Annotated in this window: 8 protein-coding genes; 7 read left to right on the top strand and 1 reads right to left on the bottom strand. The window is 59.4% G+C overall.

From position 1 onward, the window contains the following. Positions 1-252, top strand: coding sequence for a DUF1272 domain-containing protein (locus ASC80_RS07145; RefSeq protein WP_056294405.1), 252 nt, complete (start codon positions 1-3; stop codon positions 250-252). 22 nt (positions 253-274) lie between these two features. Here the strand turns inward: ASC80_RS07145 and ASC80_RS07140 are convergent, their stop codons facing one another. Then, entirely contained in the window at positions 275-844 is a 570-nt protein-coding gene (locus ASC80_RS07140; protein ID WP_082512430.1) for a thermonuclease family protein, read from the bottom strand. A 334-nt stretch (positions 845-1,178) separates the two neighbouring features. Here ASC80_RS07140 and ASC80_RS07135 point away from each other — a divergent pair, with 334 nt between their 5' ends. From ASC80_RS07135 to ASC80_RS07110, 6 genes are all read left to right on the top strand, one after another. After that, positions 1,179-2,762, top strand: a complete 1,584-nt coding sequence (locus tag ASC80_RS07135; RefSeq protein WP_082512429.1) for a TolC family outer membrane protein — start codon at positions 1,179-1,181, stop codon at positions 2,760-2,762. Positions 2,763-2,965: 203 nt separating this feature from the next. Then, positions 2,966-5,146 carry a type I secretion system permease/ATPase gene (locus ASC80_RS07130; RefSeq protein ID WP_056295727.1) on the top strand — a complete coding sequence of 727 codons (2,181 nt, stop codon included), beginning with the start codon at positions 2,966-2,968 and terminating at the stop codon, positions 5,144-5,146. Further along, a complete protein-coding gene (locus tag ASC80_RS07125) occupies positions 5,133-6,467 on the top strand; it encodes an HlyD family type I secretion periplasmic adaptor subunit (protein ID WP_056294402.1) in 1,335 nt (444 codons plus the stop codon). The genes ASC80_RS07130 and ASC80_RS07125 overlap by 14 nt, the downstream gene beginning before the upstream one ends. Before the next feature lie 185 nt (positions 6,468-6,652). Then, positions 6,653-7,609 carry a transglutaminase-like cysteine peptidase gene (locus ASC80_RS07120; RefSeq protein ID WP_056294399.1) on the top strand — a complete coding sequence of 319 codons (957 nt, stop codon included), beginning with the start codon at positions 6,653-6,655 and terminating at the stop codon, positions 7,607-7,609. Between the two features lie 187 nt (positions 7,610-7,796). Beyond that, entirely contained in the window at positions 7,797-8,108 is a 312-nt protein-coding gene (locus tag ASC80_RS07115) for a hypothetical protein (RefSeq protein WP_244487198.1), read from the top strand. 383 nt (positions 8,109-8,491) lie between these two features. Beyond that, entirely contained in the window at positions 8,492-19,219 is a 10,728-nt protein-coding gene (locus tag ASC80_RS07110; RefSeq protein WP_056294392.1) for a DUF5801 repeats-in-toxin domain-containing protein, read from the top strand. Positions 19,220-19,235: the final 16 nt, after the last annotated feature.

Below are 19,235 nucleotides of genomic sequence, written 5' to 3'. Positions count from 1 at the left end.
ATGATGAAACTCAAGCCGAATTGTGAATGTTGCGATCAGGATTTGCCGCCGGAAAGTCTGGATGCACGGATCTGCACCTTCGAATGCACCTTCTGCGTCACCTGTGCCGATCAGGTCCTCAAAGGCATCTGCCCGAACTGCTCCGGTGAACTGGTCCGCCGGCCAGTGCGCACAGCGGTCATGCTGCGAAAATATCCGGCCTCGACCGACCGTCATTTACGAGCGAAGCCCTGTCTCGCCGAGGCGGGCTAGGCGGACCGCGAACACCGCGTGTTCAACCCTTGCGGTCTTCCTCTGGCGAGCGTGGGTGCTGGCGGCGCCATTCGCGCGGTTCGGTGAAGGTGCCGATCCAAAGCCCACGCTTCGCGGTTCGTGCCTCGCGTTCCTGAGTGCCGTAGACCTTGGCAAAACCCGACGTTACAGCCAGACCCTGCTGCACGATCCAGGCATTGACGTCCGTGCCATCGGGCAACGCGCAGACCGCCAGAGCGCGATGGTACTGATCGTAGGCTTGCGCCCTGCACGATACCTCCCGGCCGCGCAGATAGCCCCGCAAGGCCCGCGCCGCCGCTTGACCGCATGGCCAAGACGCTCCGCGGGCATCCTCACAGTTCTGGTGGAGTTCCGCCGCATCGATATCGACCAGACGGATATGGCGCCCGGCAATGCTGATGGTGTCACCATCAATCACATAGGCAATGCCGCCGATGGGTGCGTCGGGCGGCCCATTCCAGCGCTTCGCCGCATATACGCCGAGCGAGCCGCCTAAAATGACCAGGGCCGTCAGCCAGCGCTTTGTTTCGGCACTCAGTGTGCGCCTGCCGAATGTCGTCCGCCTAGTCATACAATCCCTGCGCGACGCCAGATCTTTTTCCTTGTTCCGGCCGGTACGATTCGCACGCGCAACGATTAGAGGAACTGCTCAACAATTGATTAAAATTGCAAAATCAGATGCGGGGAACTTATGCTGCCTCGCGATCGTTGCATTTTAGACACATTGCTTGCTGGCGAATTGAAGGCTGCCGAAGATCTGCTAACAATTTGTTTTTAAATTGAAATTCAATCCATTCAACGCCGCGAAGGGAAGCGATAAGGGTCCCCAACCGCGATTTTGAGCAGGTTTGGATTGGTTGCGAGCATTTTTGAATAATGGTAGCACCGTGGCTACGGTGGGGTTTATGTTTTATTTATTTACGGCATTTTTTGTATTTTTGGGCTCATTTGTCGCAACCTCTGCGAGTGCTGCGCAATTTTCGATCAATGACGCCATCAATCAGGCCGTCACGACCAACCCTGGCGTTGGCGAGGCGACGGCTAACAGACGCGCGACCGAATCCGAGATGCGCCAAAGCCAGGGCGCCTTGCTCCCGCAGGTACGACTTGAAGCGAGCGCCGGCCCGGAATCGTTGAGGCGTTACATTACGCCAGCGCCGCTCGGAAACGGCGACTACATGAACGGAAGCCAAGCGGGCATCGTGATCCGCCAGACGGTGTTCGACGGATTCGCAAGCATCAACGAAGTGTGGCGTCAGGCAGCGCGGGTCAACGCAGCGTCGCATCGTGTGCTTGAGCGCACCGAACTGATCGGTCTCGACGCCGCCGAAGCCTATATCGACGTCACGCGCTATCTGCGCATCGTCTCTCTCGCGGAAGACAATGTCCGGGTTCATCGCGATCTCCGGAACAATGTCCGCGCGCGTTTCCAGGGCGGCCGGGCGGGTGAGGGCGATCTCCAGCAGGCCGAGGAGCGCGTTGCAGCAGCCGAGGCCGCGCTTGCAGATTTCCGCACCCAACTCGACGTTTCACGCGCCAAGTATCGCAAGGTCGTCGGTCTCGAAGCTTTCAATGTGCGCTTTCCATCGCGACTTTCCCACCTTCCGCGCTCCAAGGATGAATCACTAAATCTCGCCTATCGCTATAACCCGACGTTGCGGGCGGCGCGCGCTGATGCCGATGCAGCCAAGCACGCATTCGACGCCACGGGTGGCGCGTTCGTTCCGAATGTTTCTCTCGAAGGACGCGCCCTGCACGGCAAGGATTCAATCACCTATCCAGGCGAACGCGACGAAGTGAGCGGGAAGGTCGTTATCAGCTGGGACATCTTCAACGGCGGCCGCGACAGCTGGCGCCGTAACGAAGCTGCCGAGCGCATGATCGAGCAACAGCAGAAGAATGCGCGGTTGCAGCGTGACGCTCTGGAATCCATCGACAAGGCATGGGCCGCCCGAACCATCACCAGCGAGCGCGTGGCGGCTCTTATCCGTGATGTGGAAGCAGCTCGAAAAACGGTTGCCGCCTACAACAAGGAATACGAGCTCGGCCAGCGGACGCTCATTGACCTGCTGAACTCTCAGAACCAGTACTTCAACGCGCTGGTCTCGCTGACGTCAGCGCGAGGCGTTACCGTATTCGCGGACTATCAGCTGCTTGCAGCGATGGGCCAGCTCCTGTCCTACCTCAAGACGGCACCGCCGCCGGAAGCAGACCCGCTGGCAACCAAGCCCTATGGGATCATCCCGCTTAGCGTGGCGCCTGTGCGCCTGACTGCGCCGGAACCGGGACCTGAGCCTCTCAATGTCCACGGCATCCGTACATGGAACACGCCGTTTACGGCTCATGCTTCCGTCCCGGCCGCTGTCACATTCGAGGACCGCTGGGCGAGCGCCGACAAGGCCGGCATGCCCAATTTCCATGTCGGCGGCATAGGTTTCACCACGACGACGGCTGATGCTTTTGCGAGAATGACGGGGTCGCAGCACTAAGCTGTTGCCTCGTTCGGGGTCTTGTCCCCGCAAATTTACTGTGAATCGAGCCTTTTTCTTGGTTCATGTTGAATTAACGGGCGTGATCGCCCGTGTTTAAATAAATTCATTTGGACCTTGAATTGTGGAGACCGTTGCGGACCGATCCCGGGCGGCTCAGTTATTTTTTTATTTTGAGGCTTCCGGTGAATTTCATTCGCGCCATTGCAGACGCCAAGTCGAGCCCGGTCGGCCCAGAACAATCATCCGCCGCTCGCGGTGAGGATTATCTTTCCGACAGCCTGACCTATCTCGCGGCTCACTTTGGTCGTGCGATCAGTCGCGACGCCCTGCTGTCCGGCCTTCCGATCGAGGATGGCAAGCTGCATCCCGCGCTTTACGAGCGAGCCGCAGCACGCGCCGGACTTGAAGCCCAGTTGATGGAACGCCCGCTAGCCGACATCCCGGCGCTTGTACTGCCGGCGGTGCTGCTTCTTCACGACGGCTCCACGCGGATCCTGCTGGGCATCGATCGCGAAGCAAACCGGGTTACGCTTGCTGATCCTGTTAAAAACGGAAGCGACATCATCGAGCCGTTCGTGCTGGTTGAGGTCCAGTACACCGGTTTCGCCTATTTTGTCAGACCCGCCCAGGTCGCCGACCCACGCGCTGTCGCGTCGGGCGACCTGCCGACCAGTCATTGGTTCAGGTCGGTCGTGAAGCAATTCGGCGCCAATTATGCGCACGTCGCGATCGCCGCCTTCATCGTGAACATTCTGGCGCTTGCCATGCCGCTGTTCACGATGAGCGTCTACGATCGTGTCATTCCCAACGGAGCGATCCCTTCGCTGGTCGCCCTTTCGATCGGCCTTGGCCTGAGCATCGTGTTCGACTTTGTGCTCAAAATCGTCCGCGCCCGCATGATCGATATGACCGGCAAGAAGATCGACGTCGTGCTCGCGGCAAATATTTTTGAACACATGATGTCGCTGAAACTGGCGCAACGACCGGCGTCGGTCGGCATTCTTGCAAATCAGATGCGGGACTTTGACTCGGTCCGCGAGTTCTTCACGTCAGGCACCGTCGTATCGGCCACCGATCTTCTCTTCGCGATGATCTTTATCGCGGTTCTCTTCATGGTGGCCGGGCCTTTGGCGTGGATTCCGTTGGTGATGCTCCCGATCATGATTGGTGTGGGCCTGCTGCTCCAACGTCCGCTCTCGAGGTCGATAAACCGTCTTCAGGCAGAATCCGCGGCCCGCCACGGCATCCTGGTGGAATCGCTCAGCGGCATGGAAACGGTTCGTGCGATCGGGGGCGAGGCAAAGGTGCAGAGCGGATGGGAACGCTCCGTCGCCGCCACCGCTCGTTCGAGTGAAGACGTGCAGTTCTGGTCGGCGCTCGCGTTGACAAGCGCCAGCGTCGCAACCCAGGCCACGAACCTGCTTCTCGTGGTGATAGGTGTTTTCCTGATTCTCGATGGAAAACTCTCGGTCGGCGCTCTGGTTGCAGCCAACATGCTGTGCGGTCGTGTGCTTGCACCGATTGCAGGTATCGCGGCCGTGATTACACGCGCAACGCAGACGTTCGCCTCGCTGCGTTCCATCGACCGCCTGATGGAGCTTGAACGAGAACGGCCGCCGGAAAAAATCTTCCTCGCACGCGAGATACGCGATGGCAGGATCGATTTCCAGAATGTGAGTTTTGGTTATGCGAACAGCAATACGAAGGCATTGGATCGCGTCTCTTTCAGAGTCAAACCAGGCGAAAAGATCGGGATCGTTGGACGCATCGGCTCTGGAAAGACGACTGTAGGAAAGTTGCTCGCGGGATTTTATCACCCCGGGGAGGGCGCGCTCCTTGTCGATAATGTCGACGTTCGCCAGTACGATCCGGCCGACCTGCGTGCTGGAGTGGGGCTTGTCCTTCAGGACACCGATCTGTTTTACGGCAAGCTGCGCGATAACATCACATACGGCAAGCCCAGTGCGACCGACGAAGAAGTTCTCGCTGCGGCGCGTCTTGCCGGAGTGGAGTCTTTCATCGCCGGTCACCCGGAAGGCTACGACATGATGATCGCCGAGGGCGGTCGGAGCCTGTCAGGCGGTCAAAAGCAGGCCATTGGGCTGGCGCGGATGCTGATCCGCAAACCGAAAGTGCTGTTCCTTGACGAGCCAACCGCACATTTCGACGTCCGAAGCGAGGCGGAATTTCTCTCGCGTCTCCAGGAACTGGCAAAAGGCAACACGACAATTCTTATCGCCACGCATCGCCCTTCGGTGTTGGCTCTCGTGGATCGGGTGCTGGTGTTCGATCGCGGCAGACTCGTGGCGGACGGACCGCGTGCGGAGATCGTTGCACGGATGAAAGCGCCGCAGACGGGGCCGACCAATGTCGCAGTCTGATTTTGCTTTCTCCAACGATGTTCGTGCCGCCGTGGAGATGCGCACGCCGCGCACGGCGCGCATGCTTCTTCTGACTTCCCTGGCGTTGTTCCTGACGTTCATTGTTTGGGCTCATTTCGCCGTACTCGATGAGGTGAAGCGCGGCAGCGGACGCGTGGTGCCGGCGCGCCAGACACAGGTTATCCAGTCGCTCGAGGGCGGCATCATCAGCGAAATCCTTGTGCAGGAAGGCGCGATGGTCGAACAGGGGCAACCGCTGGTCCGCATTGAGGACACCAATTTTTCCTCGCAATTCGGTGAGATCCGGGAGCGCCAGGCTGCGATGGCCGCACGCGTAGCAAGGCTCGAAGCCGAGGCGCAAGGCAAAACGACGCTGACGTTTTCTGCGGAGTTGGAACAGGCAAACTCGCAAGCGCTTGCCGCCGAAAGAAGTGTATTTCAGGCTCATGCACGAAAGCTCGTCCAAGACCTCAATGTCGTTCGACAACAGGAAGACCAAAAGCATAGGGAGATCGACGAGCTTCGCGCGTCTGAAAAGCGTTTTTCCGAAACACTGAAGCTGCTCAATCGCGAAGTCGAACTCACGCGAAACCTTCACAATCAGCGCATCGTCCCTGAGATCGAGATGCTGCGTGTCGACCGGCAGGCGACGGATATGCGCGGCCAACTCGCTGTCGTTCAAGCCACGATCGTCAAGACCGAATCCGCAATTCAGGAGGCTCAGGCCCGCATCGCCGGCGTACGTGCCGCATTCATGGCGCAAGTGGAAGACGATCTTGCGAAATCGCGCGGCGATCTCGCCGTGCTCGATGAGAACATCAAATACGCCGAGGACAAGGTACGACGAACCGAACTGCGCTCGCCGGTTCGCGGCATCGTCAACAAGCTCAACATCACCACCATCGGTGCTGTCGTCCAGCCGGCTGCGAGCATCATGGAGCTGGTGCCGCTCGACGACACGCTGCTGGTCGAGGGGCGCATCCGTCCACAGGACATTGCCTTCATTCGTCCGGGCCACGAAGCCGTTGTCAAACTCTCTGCTTACGATTCCTCCGTTTACGGGTCGCTCCACGGAAAGGTCGAGCGCATCAGCGCCGACACGATCGTGGAAGAGAAGGGTGACAAGAGTGAGCGTGGCGAGACGTTCTACCGAGTGATGGTCCGCACCGATAAAAACTACCTCGGTCCCAGCGAACATCCTTTACCTGTCATTCCGGGCATGGTGGCAACTGTCGAGGTTTTGACCGGATCAAAGTCCGTCCTCGACTATCTCGTCAAACCCGCGCGGCTGCTGCGCGACGAGGCTTTGCGGGAGCGTTGAAGCCATTTTCATAAAATTTTACTGAACCCGGTTTAGCTCGATTCAGGCTGCTTTTGATAATAGCCGCAACCATTGACGCCCCTTAACCGCCCCGAAGCGGTGCGCCCGCTACGCCTGTTCCATAAATCCGGAACAGGACCAGCGCACGATCGCAGGCCGATGCTCCGGATAACGGAGCGTCGATCATGTTCGGTATCAGGTATCCGCAGGCAATCCTGCAGGCGTCTGGACTTCTTCTCGCTGTGTCCCTCAGTCTCGTGGCAATCGACGCCGCGGCCGCCAAGTCGCGCGCCAGCAAGGCCACGCTGGAGGACGCTCCGGTCATGGCAGTTCCTACACCGGTTCGTTTCTTCACGATCAAGGACGTTCTGGCCAAGCACGACGGCAAGCTGTCCTCTCCGCGCCTCGCCAGCGCGACCGACGGCGCCGTTACCAGCGACATCGCCGGTTCGGCGTCGCTGCCGCAGACAAGTGACGAACCGTTCGGCCTGTACGTTTTCCGCGCTCCCGAGGGTGTGCTCTGGACGAAATGGATGACCATCCGTGACACCATGCTTTCGGAGAACGAGCAGTACGATCGTTGCCGTCATTCCACGGATGATTGCAGCACGGCCGCAGGCCGCTTCCTGCGTATTGTCCGCGCGACAGATGGCTTGTCCGATCGCGAACGCATTGAACGCGTCAATATCGCGGTCAACGAGGCTGTACGCTATGTGAGCGACGTCATGCAGCACGGCGTCGCAGACCGCTGGAGTTCACCGCTGACGACGCTGGCGGCGGGGCAGGGTGACTGCGAGGATTACGCCATTCTCAAGTACGCCGCGTTGCGCGAGGCGGGCGTTGCGGAAGCCGATCTCAGGCTTCTTCTGGTGAGGGATCGCGCCGTCAGGCAAGACCACGCGGTGCTTGCAGTGCGTCTCGATGCCCATTGGCTGGTGCTCGACAATCGGCGTGCCGCACTGTTCGAAACAGCTGATCTGCGCCATTTCCTGCCCCTGTTCGCGCTGGATGGGCGAGGCGTCAACCTGTTTGCCGCGCCATATGCGGCGCGCACTCTCCACGAGAGCGAAACCGATATGTTGCCGGCCTCCAATGTTGAGGCGTCCGGCCGGGGCATGTTGGAGTTGCCGCTGCTCCTCTGAGGCGGCCGTCGCGCAAACAAGGTATGACTGCGCGGATTGCCGGACAGTCAGCTTGCATCAAGGATGATTTTCCGCTCAATTGTGTCGATTATTTCGACACAGGAAATTAATCATGCGCTTGAGCGGTATTGTTTTCAAAACTGCGCGTTTCAGAATTGGCGCACTCGCGTTGGGCCTTGTCGGAGCCGTGATCGCAGGACCGAATGTCAAAGCCGCCGATGCATTGCCGACGGGACCAGGCAACGGTGAATTTGTGGTCGCCTGCGAGAACGGCGCCAACTATCTCCTTCGCTCCGGCCGCACCACCTCCAGCGGTGACGTAGTAACCGGCCAGTTTTTCCTGTCGCCGAGACGCGCCGTCCATGTCCGGTTGATTCCCATGGGAGATGGCTACCGGTATGCCGGCCGCGGACTGTGGCTCGACGGCATCCGCGATCAGGCCTTCCTTTACCTGCACAAAAACAGGCCCGTTTCCTGCCACGTCGGCACGGCCGTCTGATTATCGCCATCTAATCTAGATTGCAGACACAAACGACTGCCTCGTTGGCTGACAAGCCGATGAGACATTGTATTTCGTATACTCGTTATAAGCTTAGCGCTCTGGTCATTTTGCTATTACGCCCGACTCATCGCAATATTAACTGATTTTGTGACGATCTATATTTTGCGAATACGAATTATACCTTCCGGATGTTCGCATCGTCTTCAATAACCCTGCCTTTCTTTACATCGGTAACGGGGCGTTTGACTTAACCAAATCGTATAAATTGCGCTGAAAACTCGATTCAATTCTTGACGAATTTCCATCCTTAATAATACCTTAATTCGAATTAGGGCGGCTTTTGCTGCTGCTCGATAAAGGCATTTTTTGAGGATATTGCGATGAACGCACCTGTGTTGTTGGCGCAGCTCTCGGGATCTGTTCAGACACCATCACCCGAACCAAAAACCCTCAAGATTGAAAAGCCAGCCAACGGTCAGGCGCTCAATTTTCATCTCGACGGCAACACACGGCTCGATCTCAGCGACATCGCGAGCGAAAAGCTGACCTTCGTAAAGGTCGGTGAGAAGCTCATCGTTCTGTTCGACAACCAGTCGACGGTGACCGTTGATCCGGTATTTGATTCCGCCACCGGCAATCCGCTGACAGACGTCGGCTTTCAGGTCGACGGTGATCGCGTTCTCAATGGCGAACAATTCGCCGCACTGTTTCCGATTTCAACTGATCAATCGATCCTGCCGGCGGCGGGCAATAGTGGGCCAGCCGGAGGTGCCGATTTTCACGACGCGCAGGTGGGCGCGCTTGGACCAGGTGGCACACCGCTTGCGCTGCTGGGTGACGAGACGTCCGGCGATCAGCAATTTGGTACGACCGAGACAGGTTTTGCGGGCATCACCTTTGGCACGGCAACGGCTGGGAATGTCGACGACGAAGGCTTGAGCGACGGTTTGGTGGGCGGCCCCAACGACGCGCCAGGCAACGCCACCAGTGTCACCGGATCTCTCAACATCGATTTCGGATCGGTGGGCGTCAGCGGTGCGTCGCTGGCGTTTCTTGCCGGTCAGCCAGGTCTCGCGGGGCTGACCTCAGGCGGGGAAACGATTCACCTGTTGATTTCAAATCCGGCAGGCGGCACTCCGACCATTGTTGGTTTTGTCGGCAACGATCCGAACGTCGCTGGCTCGCACGTTTTCGAAATTTCTCTCGATCTCAACACCAGCACAGGCGAATATACGTTCACGCTGCTGCGTCCGCTCGATCATTCGGGCGCAAATACGGAAGATACCCTCAATCTCACCATCTCCTATTCTGCAAGCAACGCGAGCGGGACCGTCACGTCGGCGTTTGGTGTCAACGTCAATGACGATTCGCCCGAAACCAATCCGAACGGCTTCGATCAACCGCTCACGACTCAAGGCTCGGAAGGTTCAGAAGGCTCGGAGGGCGGATTAATCGTCCCGCACGCCGACCTGAAGGATCCTGATGGCGGCACGTCCGTGCGCGGCGGCACGCTAGGCATCCTCTGGGGCGCTGATCATTTCAATGCGCACGAGAACGGCGGCATTTCGGCAACAACCGGCCAGACCGGCGATCGTTCGCTGGTTTTCACCAATGCAACCGTTGAGCTGTCGAATGGTGAAGGTTCGCTGACGAACAGTCTGTTCTCACACGGAGAGCCGATCCAGTTCCAACTCAGCAACGACGGTACCCGCCTTATCGGATTTACCGGCGGCGGCGATGAGGGCCCGAATGAAGGAAACATCGTCTTCACTGTCGATCTGCGCGACACCGACAATGGCGGCTATGTCTTCACGCAATACCAAGAGCTGGATCACGTCGGCACATCGGGTGAGCAGCAGCAGATCAATCTGGCGTCGCTCGATCTGACGTTCCACTACACCGCGACCGACAGCGACGGCGATTCTGTTGCCGGGTCGTTCAACGTGACTGTCAGCGACGACGCTCCGACGATCAGCGTTGAGGGTATCGAAAACGGTCAGGTTGCCGAGGATCGGTTCGATAACGGCAATCCGGGAGACACTTATGGCGCAAACCAGGGCACAGAGAGTCTCACCTTCAATGGTTTTCTCGGCGTGTCATGGGGAGCCGACGACAACAACAGCGGCTCGCTCGCAAACCGCTCACTGGCTTTCAATGGCGTCTCCGAGGGTGGAGAGGTAAAGGCTCAGGACGGCACGTCCATCACATCGCACGATCAGGCCGTGCACTATCATCTGATGACGGTTGGCGATCAGTCCGTATTGATCGGCTACACCGGTGCGGCACCGGCGGACGATCAATCGAACTGGGTCTTCAAAGTCGAGCTCAAGGATACCAGCGATACCGGTTCCTATACTTTCACGCTGCTGCAGCCGATCGATCAGCCGGTCATCGATTCCGAAGACGACGTCACCATCGACTTCGGCTTCACCGCCACCGATGCTGATGGCGACATCGCGAACGGCTCGTTCAGCGTCGCAATCAATGACGATGCACCTGCTTCATCGGGCGCGGTTGAAGCACGGACGGTGGACGAGGGCGATATCAAGACGTTGTGGTCGACGGGCTCGAGCCCGAACGACGGCGCCGGTGACGGATCAGACACCGGCGGTCCGCTGGCGTCGTTCCTGTCAGGGCTGTTCGGGTTTGCGCTCGGCGGACCGGCCTATCTCAGCGGCACGGTGGCGACGACGGTGGCGTTCGGCGCTGACGGCGCCCATGCCGGCGGTGGCTTCGGCTTTGCCGCCGATGCGGCTGCGACCATGGAAGCACTCGGACTGACCTCGAAGGGGCAGACGGTCCACTATGCCATGATCGGCAACACGCTGGTCGGTTACGTCGACCAGCCGATTTTCGACCGCCCGGTGCTGGCGCTGACGCTGAAGAGCGACGGCAGCTACGAGTTCCGGCAGTTCGACCAGCTCGACCATGTCAGCGGCGGCGAACACAACCTCGCTCTGACAACCAGTGGCGGCTCGATCGACGCCATTGACTTCGGCGCGTTGATCACCGCGACCGACGGCGACGGCGACCATATCTCGCTGGCAGGCAAGTTCACGATCGAGATCCAGGACGATGTCCCGGTGGCGACGATCAATGCGAGCGGCGCGGTCACCATCGACGAGACCGGCGGCAACAGCAACGGCGACAACACCTCGTCGAACAGCGTCCGGCACCTGTTCGACGAGGTCGGCAATCGCGGCTCCGATCCCGACATGTCCGGGCCGGTCTATGCCCGCGACAACCTGGTCAGCACCACAACAACGACCGGAGCGGACGATACGGGCGCGAAGGCGCTGTCGTTGCACATCGACGCTCTCGATTCCGGCCTGACGACGACCGACGGCCATTCGATCTACCTGTATCAGGTCAGCGACACGCTGGTGGTCGGCCGGGTCGACGGCGAGACCGGCGAGGCCGCCTTCGCGGTGACGATCGACCAGTCCGGCCGCGTCAGCGTCGCGCAGTATCTGTCGCTGCATCACAACGACGACACCACCTCGAACGACTCCGTCGACCTGACCGGCAAGCTGTCGGCGGTGGTGACGGTGACCGACCATGACGGTGACATCGTCACGCAAGCGACCGATATCGGCGACAACATCCAGTTCCGCGACGATGGGCCAAAGCTGGTCGGTACGGTAACGTCTGGTTTGACCCTGAACGAGGATGACCTACCGACGGGTAACGACTCCACCAAGGAGGCACTGAGCACGAACGGCAACCTCAACATCGATCTGGGCTCTGACGGCGGCAACGTCGTCCTGTCCGCGGAAGGAGCCAGCTGGAATAGTGCAACTCACACGCTCACCGCCTCGGACGGTGCGTGGACGGTGACCCTCAACAGCAACGGGACTTACACATTCACCCTGCTGGACAATACGCTGCTGCACGGTCCGGCCAACGACGGCACCAACACACTGTCGGTTCCTGTCACTTATACAGCGACGGATGGCGATGGTGACGTGATTGCCGGTTCGTTCACCGTCAAGATCGTTGACGACGCGCCGACAGCGTCGTTGAGCAAGATGGTGGTGCAGGAAACGGCCGACGCCAACGGCAGCTTCCATGAGCAGACGACGACCGACCACTTCCACTTCAGCCCGGGCGCCGATGGCGCCAAGGTGACGGCGATCCATTATGATTTCGGAACAAATATCGCCGATGGCGATGCAACGCCGTTCACCAGCCTTGCCCTGACATCCGGTGGCGAGCAGGTGATCGTGACGGAATCGACCGACCACCTGACGCTGACCGGCGCACTTGCCGACGGCACCTCTGTGTTCGTCATCACGGTGACCAACCCTGCAACCGGGGAATACAGCTTCACACAATCGGCGCCGATCGATCATCCGGATGTCAACGAGAGCGGGGCGCAAGATCCGCTGCGGATGAGGATCAGCTTCACCGTTACCGACAGCGACGGGGATACCGCGACCAATCACATCCAGCTCGACATCAACGACGACGCGCCGACCGCCGCGAATTTTAACGCTGCGATGTTCGAGAAGCAGACAGTCACCCTTGATCTGGCTGGCCACTACGCCTATGGCGCAGATGGTGCGAACGATGCAGACGGTACAGTTCTCGGAACGGCCTATGTCTCAGGCCTGCCTGATGGAGTTGTCCTTGGACTGCCATCGATCACGCTCAATCCCGACGGTCATACTGTAACCATTCAGCCGGGCTGGGCACTCGATGGCCTGTCTCAAGACCAGCAGGCCACGCTGCATATTCCGTTCACGGTGACGGATGGGGATGGCGACACCGTAACCAGGGAAATTCTCGTCACGGTGACCGGCACCAATGACGGCCTCGGCACGTCAGAGGGTACACCCGATGGCGGCACGATGACCGAATATGCGGAGACCGACCTGCATGCCGGCTCGACCGACGATCGTACCATCTTCGATGCCCCGCCGGGTTATGGCGGGTACAACGGCGGCACGTTCCATCTGTACGATCCGGATCAGAGCGATACTCACACGATCGTATCGGCCGAGCCCTATCCTGCCGGCTCGAACTATATCGGCCATGTCACTGCGTCGGTGACTCAGGAAACCATCGGCGACGGTGCCGGCGTGGTGTCCTGGCAGTATCACGTCACTGATGCGGCGTTGAACCCGCTGTCAGCGGGAGAGCACAAGACCGAAACCTTCCGCATCACGGTCCAGGACAATCATGGTGAGACAACCTATCGCGATGTCACCATCGAGCTTGTCGGCACCAACGACTCTCCCATCATCACGGTCGGAAACGGGGATTCCGCCTATCGAATGATCGATGAGACAAACGCCGGCCTCTCGGCCCAGGGAACGCTGACCGTCACCGATGTGGATACTCTCGATACAGTTCACGCCACGGTTCTGTCCGTCAGCGCCGGGGGCTCGGGTATCGAACATCTCTACGACAATGCCACTCTGTTGAGCATGCTGACGGTCGCTCCGGATCCAGTCCTGGATTCCAATGGCGCACGCACCGACGCGCTGACCTGGACCTTCGACTCGCACGGCGAGGCGTTCAACTTCCTGCCGAATGGCTGGGAGTCTGTCCTGAACTACACGATCCAGGTCTCCGACGGTCACGGCGGCTTCGACACCCAGGTCGTGCAGATCAAGCTGCACGGCAGCAACGATGCGCCGATCATCACGAGCAGCGCGCTCGGGTCGGTGACCGAGGCAGGCGACCTGCCGCCGGTTGACGAGGCGGGACTTGGCGGCACGTTGACAGTGGCGGCGGCTCTGCTGACGCTCAACGTCACTGACGCCCTGGCGACGTTGGAGAACCATCCGTCCGACCTGCACAATGTACTGACAACAGTTCAGGCCGAGCAGGGCGGTAATCTCGCCACGGCGATCGCTACCGTCTGGCAGCATCTCAACGACGCCTACGTTACCGCCGCACCGACCGATGTGCCCGCGATCAACGAGGCGTTCACGCGGCTTGGCGTCGAGTACGCGACCTATCTGAAGAATGGCGGCATGCCGCTGGTCGACGTGATCGGCAAGTACACGGCCGACGCCAACCTCAGTGGCGCGCCGGATCGCCTGCAGTCGCTTCACGACAACCTGCTCGGCAACCTGGGCGCCGATGCGCTGACCCAACGTTACGGGACCAGTGCTCTGCACGACCAGCTCGAGGCGCTTATCACGGGCGTCGATCCGAACTTGCTGGATCGGCCTTATGCCAGCGGCGGCGAAGGCTCGTCGGGTGTTCATGACGCCCACGCCTGGGATGCGGAGCATGGCTATGCGACCCATGTCAGCGGCACGCTGACCGCGACCGATGCCGACTCCAGTTCGCTGACCTGGACCGCGGGTACGCAGAGCGGCACCTATGGCACGTTTACCGTCGATGCGTCTGGCCACTGGACCTATGTACTCGACAACGACCGTCCGGACACTGAGGCGCTCGCGGCAGGCACCCATGGCACCGAGACCTTCACGGTCACTGTCACGGACAACAGCAACACGTCGACGGCCAGCCAGGTCACGATCACGATCGATGGCACTAACGATGCGCCGGAGATCACGTCATCCGTCCTGACGGCGCCCATCAGCACGCAGCTCCACAACGTCCAGCAGGCGGACGCGACCCACACCTTCGAGCCCACAGCCAACCTCGATACCGAGATTGCCGCAGCCCTCGGAATCCCGGCCGGACCGAGCCCCGATACGGCCGCGGACATGAAGGTGATCGTCACCAACGTCCAGACCGGTCTGGGAGGGGGCGCGACCTTCGCCGACGCCATCGCGCAGGTGTGGGATTATCTCGACGAGAACTACCAGTACTACAACACGCCGGTGAACCATGCCTCGGTGCTGCTGGGGCTGGTCTATGCCGAGTACATCCAGAATGGCGGGCAACCGTTGCTGGACACCATCGCCAAGTTTAATGCGGACACCAACGATGGCATCGCCGATCGTAGCCAGTCGCTGCACGACAATCTGCTGGGCAACCTTGATCTGCCATCAATTGACGACAAGTTCGGAGCGAATCCGGCGCTGCGGGACTATCTGCTGCACCAGGTCGAGGATGCCGGCCTGTCCGGCCGGCCGATCTATAGCGGCGAGCAGGCGGACAATCCGACTGCCGCCCATACCTGGGATCAAACCCACGGTCTGCTGGCGGTTGCTTCCGGCCAGCTCACGGCAATCGACGTCGACGCCAACCACACGTTGACGTGGTCCGTCGCAGGAGGTGCGTCGCCTTACGGCACCATGACGGTGGATCAGACTGGCGCATGGCACTTCACGGCTGACGACAATGCCGCAACGCGTGCGCTCGCAGCCGGCGAGGAGAGTGCGCCTCAGACCTTTACCATCCAGGTCGCCGACGAACACGGCGCCATTGACACCATCCCTGTGTCCATCCGCATCACCGGCACCAACGATGCGCCGGTGATCACTCAGACGCACGAGACCGTCGTCAATGCTGGCTTCGAAGCCGACACCTCGTACAACCAGTTCGGTTCCGAAGGGCAGTACACGAACGGCTCGCCCTCAGGCTGGAGCGTCACCGGTCCATCGTATGGCGGCTGGTTCAATCCGGCACCCAACGGGGCGGGAGGCAGCACCAACGTTCTGACAATGCCTGCCGAGAACGGCAACAATGTGCTCTGGCTCAACGACGGCCAGGTCGCGACGCAAGTCGTCGGCGCGGCCAACCTTGGACGTTATGAACTCAATATCGAGGTCGGCGATCGTACCGATTCAAATCTCAATGGCATGCCCGACTTCGCCGTGCGGCTCTATGCCGGCGCGCCCCTGATCGCCGAACAGATCGTTGAGCACACGACGACGGACGGCTACAGCTGGACCCTCGTCAAGATCGAAGGCCTGGTCGACAACTCGCTCAGCGGCCAGCCATTGCGGATCGAAGTCGCCAATCTCGAGGAATTTGGCAGTGGCGGCGATTTCCCGCAGCAGGTTCAGGTCAATTTCGACAACGTGACGCTGAACTACGTTCCGACGCAGACCCTGACGTCGATCGACGAGGATGCAGTCGCAAACAACGGTCAGACTGTCGCATCGATCCTCGGTGCATCGGTTACCGACGCCGACCATGGCGCGGTGCAGGGGATTGCCATTACGCATACCGACACGAGCAACGGCGCGTGGCAGTATTCGTCCGACGGCGGCGCACACTGGACCGATATCGGCAGCCATTCGATCACGTCGGCCTTGCTGTTGAGCGGAACCGATCTCGTTCGCTTCGTGCCGGATGGAATTCACGGCACAACTGCGGGCTTCGACTACTTGGCGTGGGATCAGACATCCGGAACGCTTCATGACGTTGCGAATGTCACGAACCGGGGCGGCACGACAGCCTTCTCGGAAGATACCGCTCACGCCGTTATCACCGTCACTGACGTGAACGACGCGCCGACCCCGATGGCGGATTCCGTCAGTCTGATCGAGACATCAGCCACTGACGCCGGAAGCGTACCGGTGAATGGGAAAGGTAACGTCCTGGCGAACGATCACGATGTCGACGGAGATCCGCTCAGCGTCATCCTCGTTCGGGCAGCCAACGTCTCTCCTGAGGCTCAAGAGGCACCACAGTACATCACCAATGGCGAGGCCACGGCTCATGGGACGTATGGCAACCTCGTAATGCATGCAGACGGCAGCTACACCTACACACCGAATGCGGCATACGACGCGCTTCCAGAGGGCGTTCAGGTTACCGATATTTTCAAGTTCGGCGTGTCGGATGGCCATGGCGGCGACGTGACATCGTATCTGACCGTCAACATCACGGGTGCGAACGATGCGCCGGTGATCGACCTGAGCGGCCCTAATGTTCCCGGCAACGACGCGACAGCAACCGCCGTGGAGCAGCTTCCGCAGTGGTTCATGGACAAGGCGACCATCTCCGACGTCGACTCGACCACAATGGCATCCCTGACCGTGACGCTTTCGTCGCGACCGGATGGTGGCGCGGAGTACCTATCACTCAACACGGCGGCGCAGAATGCGCTAACGGCCCACTCGTTGTCGTCGAGCTATGATGCAACGACAGGCGCGTTGATCGTGACGGGAATAGCCGCCGCCGCGGTATATCAAACCATTCTCGACGGCGTCGTTTACCTCAACACCAGCGACAATCCGTCAACGACGGATCGCACCATCAACGTCACGGTCAATGACGGCATCAGCAACAGCCCATTGCAAAACGTGACGCTGCACGTTTGGGCCTCGAACGATGCGCCGGAATTGGCCGGAGCGCTGCATGCATCGGTCGGTGAGGGCGGCACACACGTCATTCAGCCGGCAGAACTTGGCTTCACCGATCCGGACGACATAGCCTCGGGCGTCACCTTCATTGTGTCGGACCAGCAAAATGGCATCGTGAAGCTTGATGGCGTGGCGTCCCTATCCTTCACCGGCCAGCAACTTGCGGACGGCCATGTCACGTTCGTGCATGACGGATCGGACACAACGGCGGCGAGCTTCGCGGTTAAGGTCGAAGACGGCAACGAGGACAACTCCGTGCCCGTCTCGCAAACGTTCCATCTCGATGTTACGCCCGTCAACGACGCGCCGGTGATCGATTCTCATAATGGAGACAACCTGGTTGCACTCTCGATGTTCGAGAACGCAACCGCGGTCACGACAGTTCATGCCGCCGATCCGGATAGCCCGACGCTGACTTACACGATCAGCGGCGGCGCGGACGCTTCGCTGTTCCATGTCGACGCCTCAACGGGTGCTCTTAGCTTTGTCAACGCACCGGATTTCGAAACTCCGCATGATGCCGGTCTCGACAACCACTACAACGTCACGGTTACGGCATCTGACGGAACGCTGTTCGATACGCAAAGCTTCGATGTTGAAGTAAAGGATGACGTGGAGACGTATTCGCCAGTCACCGTGACCAACGACAACCCGTACTACGCGTTCTCCGACAATGCCAATGCGCCAGCTGGGCAACCTGTAGCGATCCACTTTGACGCTGACGATATCTTCGGCGGCGGAAGCGATACGTTCAGCTACATGTTTACGCAGGTCTACAGCAGCACCTCGACGAACTGGCTGACCGTCGACCCAACGAATGGAACCATCACCGGCGATCCAGATCATCTGAGCGCGCTCACGCTCTATCGCATCGATGCGATGGACTCGGTGACGCATCAGACGAGCTTTACTTATGTAGCGTTCAGCGCGCTGAACGATGCCGGAACGCTCGTTACCGTTGCTAACGATACTGTTGGCCCGCTACCCAACAACGGAAACAATGGCGACAATCTTTACTTAGTATCTGGCAATCAATCGCACGACACCAATTCCGGCCCCAATGAGGACGTTCTTATTGGCGATGCCGCCAACAACATGATGAATGGCGGAAACTTGAATGATGCTCTTTACGGTGGGAACGGCAACGATACGTTGAGCGGTGATACGAGCACCGACTTCCTGAATGGTGGCAACGGCGACGACACCTTAAACGGAGGCAATTCAGGCGACTTCCTTATCGGCGGAGAAGGAAACGACACTCTGAATGGAGATACTGACACCGATTACCTTCTCGGCGGCAATGGCAACGACACTTTGAATGGAGGCAACGGAAACGATTTCTTGTATGGGGAAGCAGGCGATGATCATCTCAGCGGGGATACTGGCGTCGACACTCTCTACGGTGGCTCAGGCAAGGACACTCTAAATGGCGGAAACGGAGACGACTTCCTTTATGGTGGCGCAGGGGATGACGATCTCAACGGTGGTACTGGTGTCGACACGTTCTACGGTGGTCTCGGTAAAGACACCATCACTGGCGGCGATATGAACGGCCACGATAAGTACATTTTCGCTGAGTTCGGAGCGGACAACGCTGATTTACTCGAAACGTTCCGCAGCAATGATGTAATCGACCTTTCATCTCTGCTTGGAGCGGAGACAGGTGCTAGTGGTACTAACATTGGAAGCTACGTTCATCTTACCCAGCAATCGAACAACGATGTGCTGATCCAGATCGACATAACGGGATCTGGCAATTTTGCGGGTAGCGCTCACGACGTGGCTACTTTGCAGGGCTATGGCTCTCCGAGCGTGAATGACATCGTTCGTGTCGCGTTCCAAGGCCAAGAGCACCAAATGATGGTGTAGAGAGCGACCATTTCAA

The sequence above is a fragment of the Afipia sp. Root123D2 genome (assembly GCF_001425835.1).
In the GTDB taxonomy this organism is placed as follows: Bacteria; Pseudomonadota; Alphaproteobacteria; order Rhizobiales; family Xanthobacteraceae; genus Afipia.
Note: the sequence above shows the minus strand (reverse complement) of the source record. Positions and strands in the feature narration are given on the sequence as shown.

Excerpts from the sequence above, each read along its gene's own strand:
- ASC80_RS07145 (WP_056294405.1), top strand. The coding sequence starts at position 1 with ATGATGAAACTCAAGCCGAATTGTGAATGTTGCGATCAGGATTTGCCG.
- ASC80_RS07140 (WP_082512430.1), bottom strand. The coding sequence starts at position 844 with ATGACTAGGCGGACGACATTCGGCAGGCGCACACTGAGTGCCGAAACA.
- ASC80_RS07135 (WP_082512429.1), top strand. The coding sequence starts at position 1,179 with ATGTTTTATTTATTTACGGCATTTTTTGTATTTTTGGGCTCATTTGTC.
- ASC80_RS07125 (WP_056294402.1), top strand. The coding sequence starts at position 5,133 with ATGTCGCAGTCTGATTTTGCTTTCTCCAACGATGTTCGTGCCGCCGTG.
- ASC80_RS07120 (WP_056294399.1), top strand. The coding sequence starts at position 6,653 with ATGTTCGGTATCAGGTATCCGCAGGCAATCCTGCAGGCGTCTGGACTT.
- ASC80_RS07110 (WP_056294392.1), top strand. The coding sequence starts at position 8,492 with ATGAACGCACCTGTGTTGTTGGCGCAGCTCTCGGGATCTGTTCAGACA.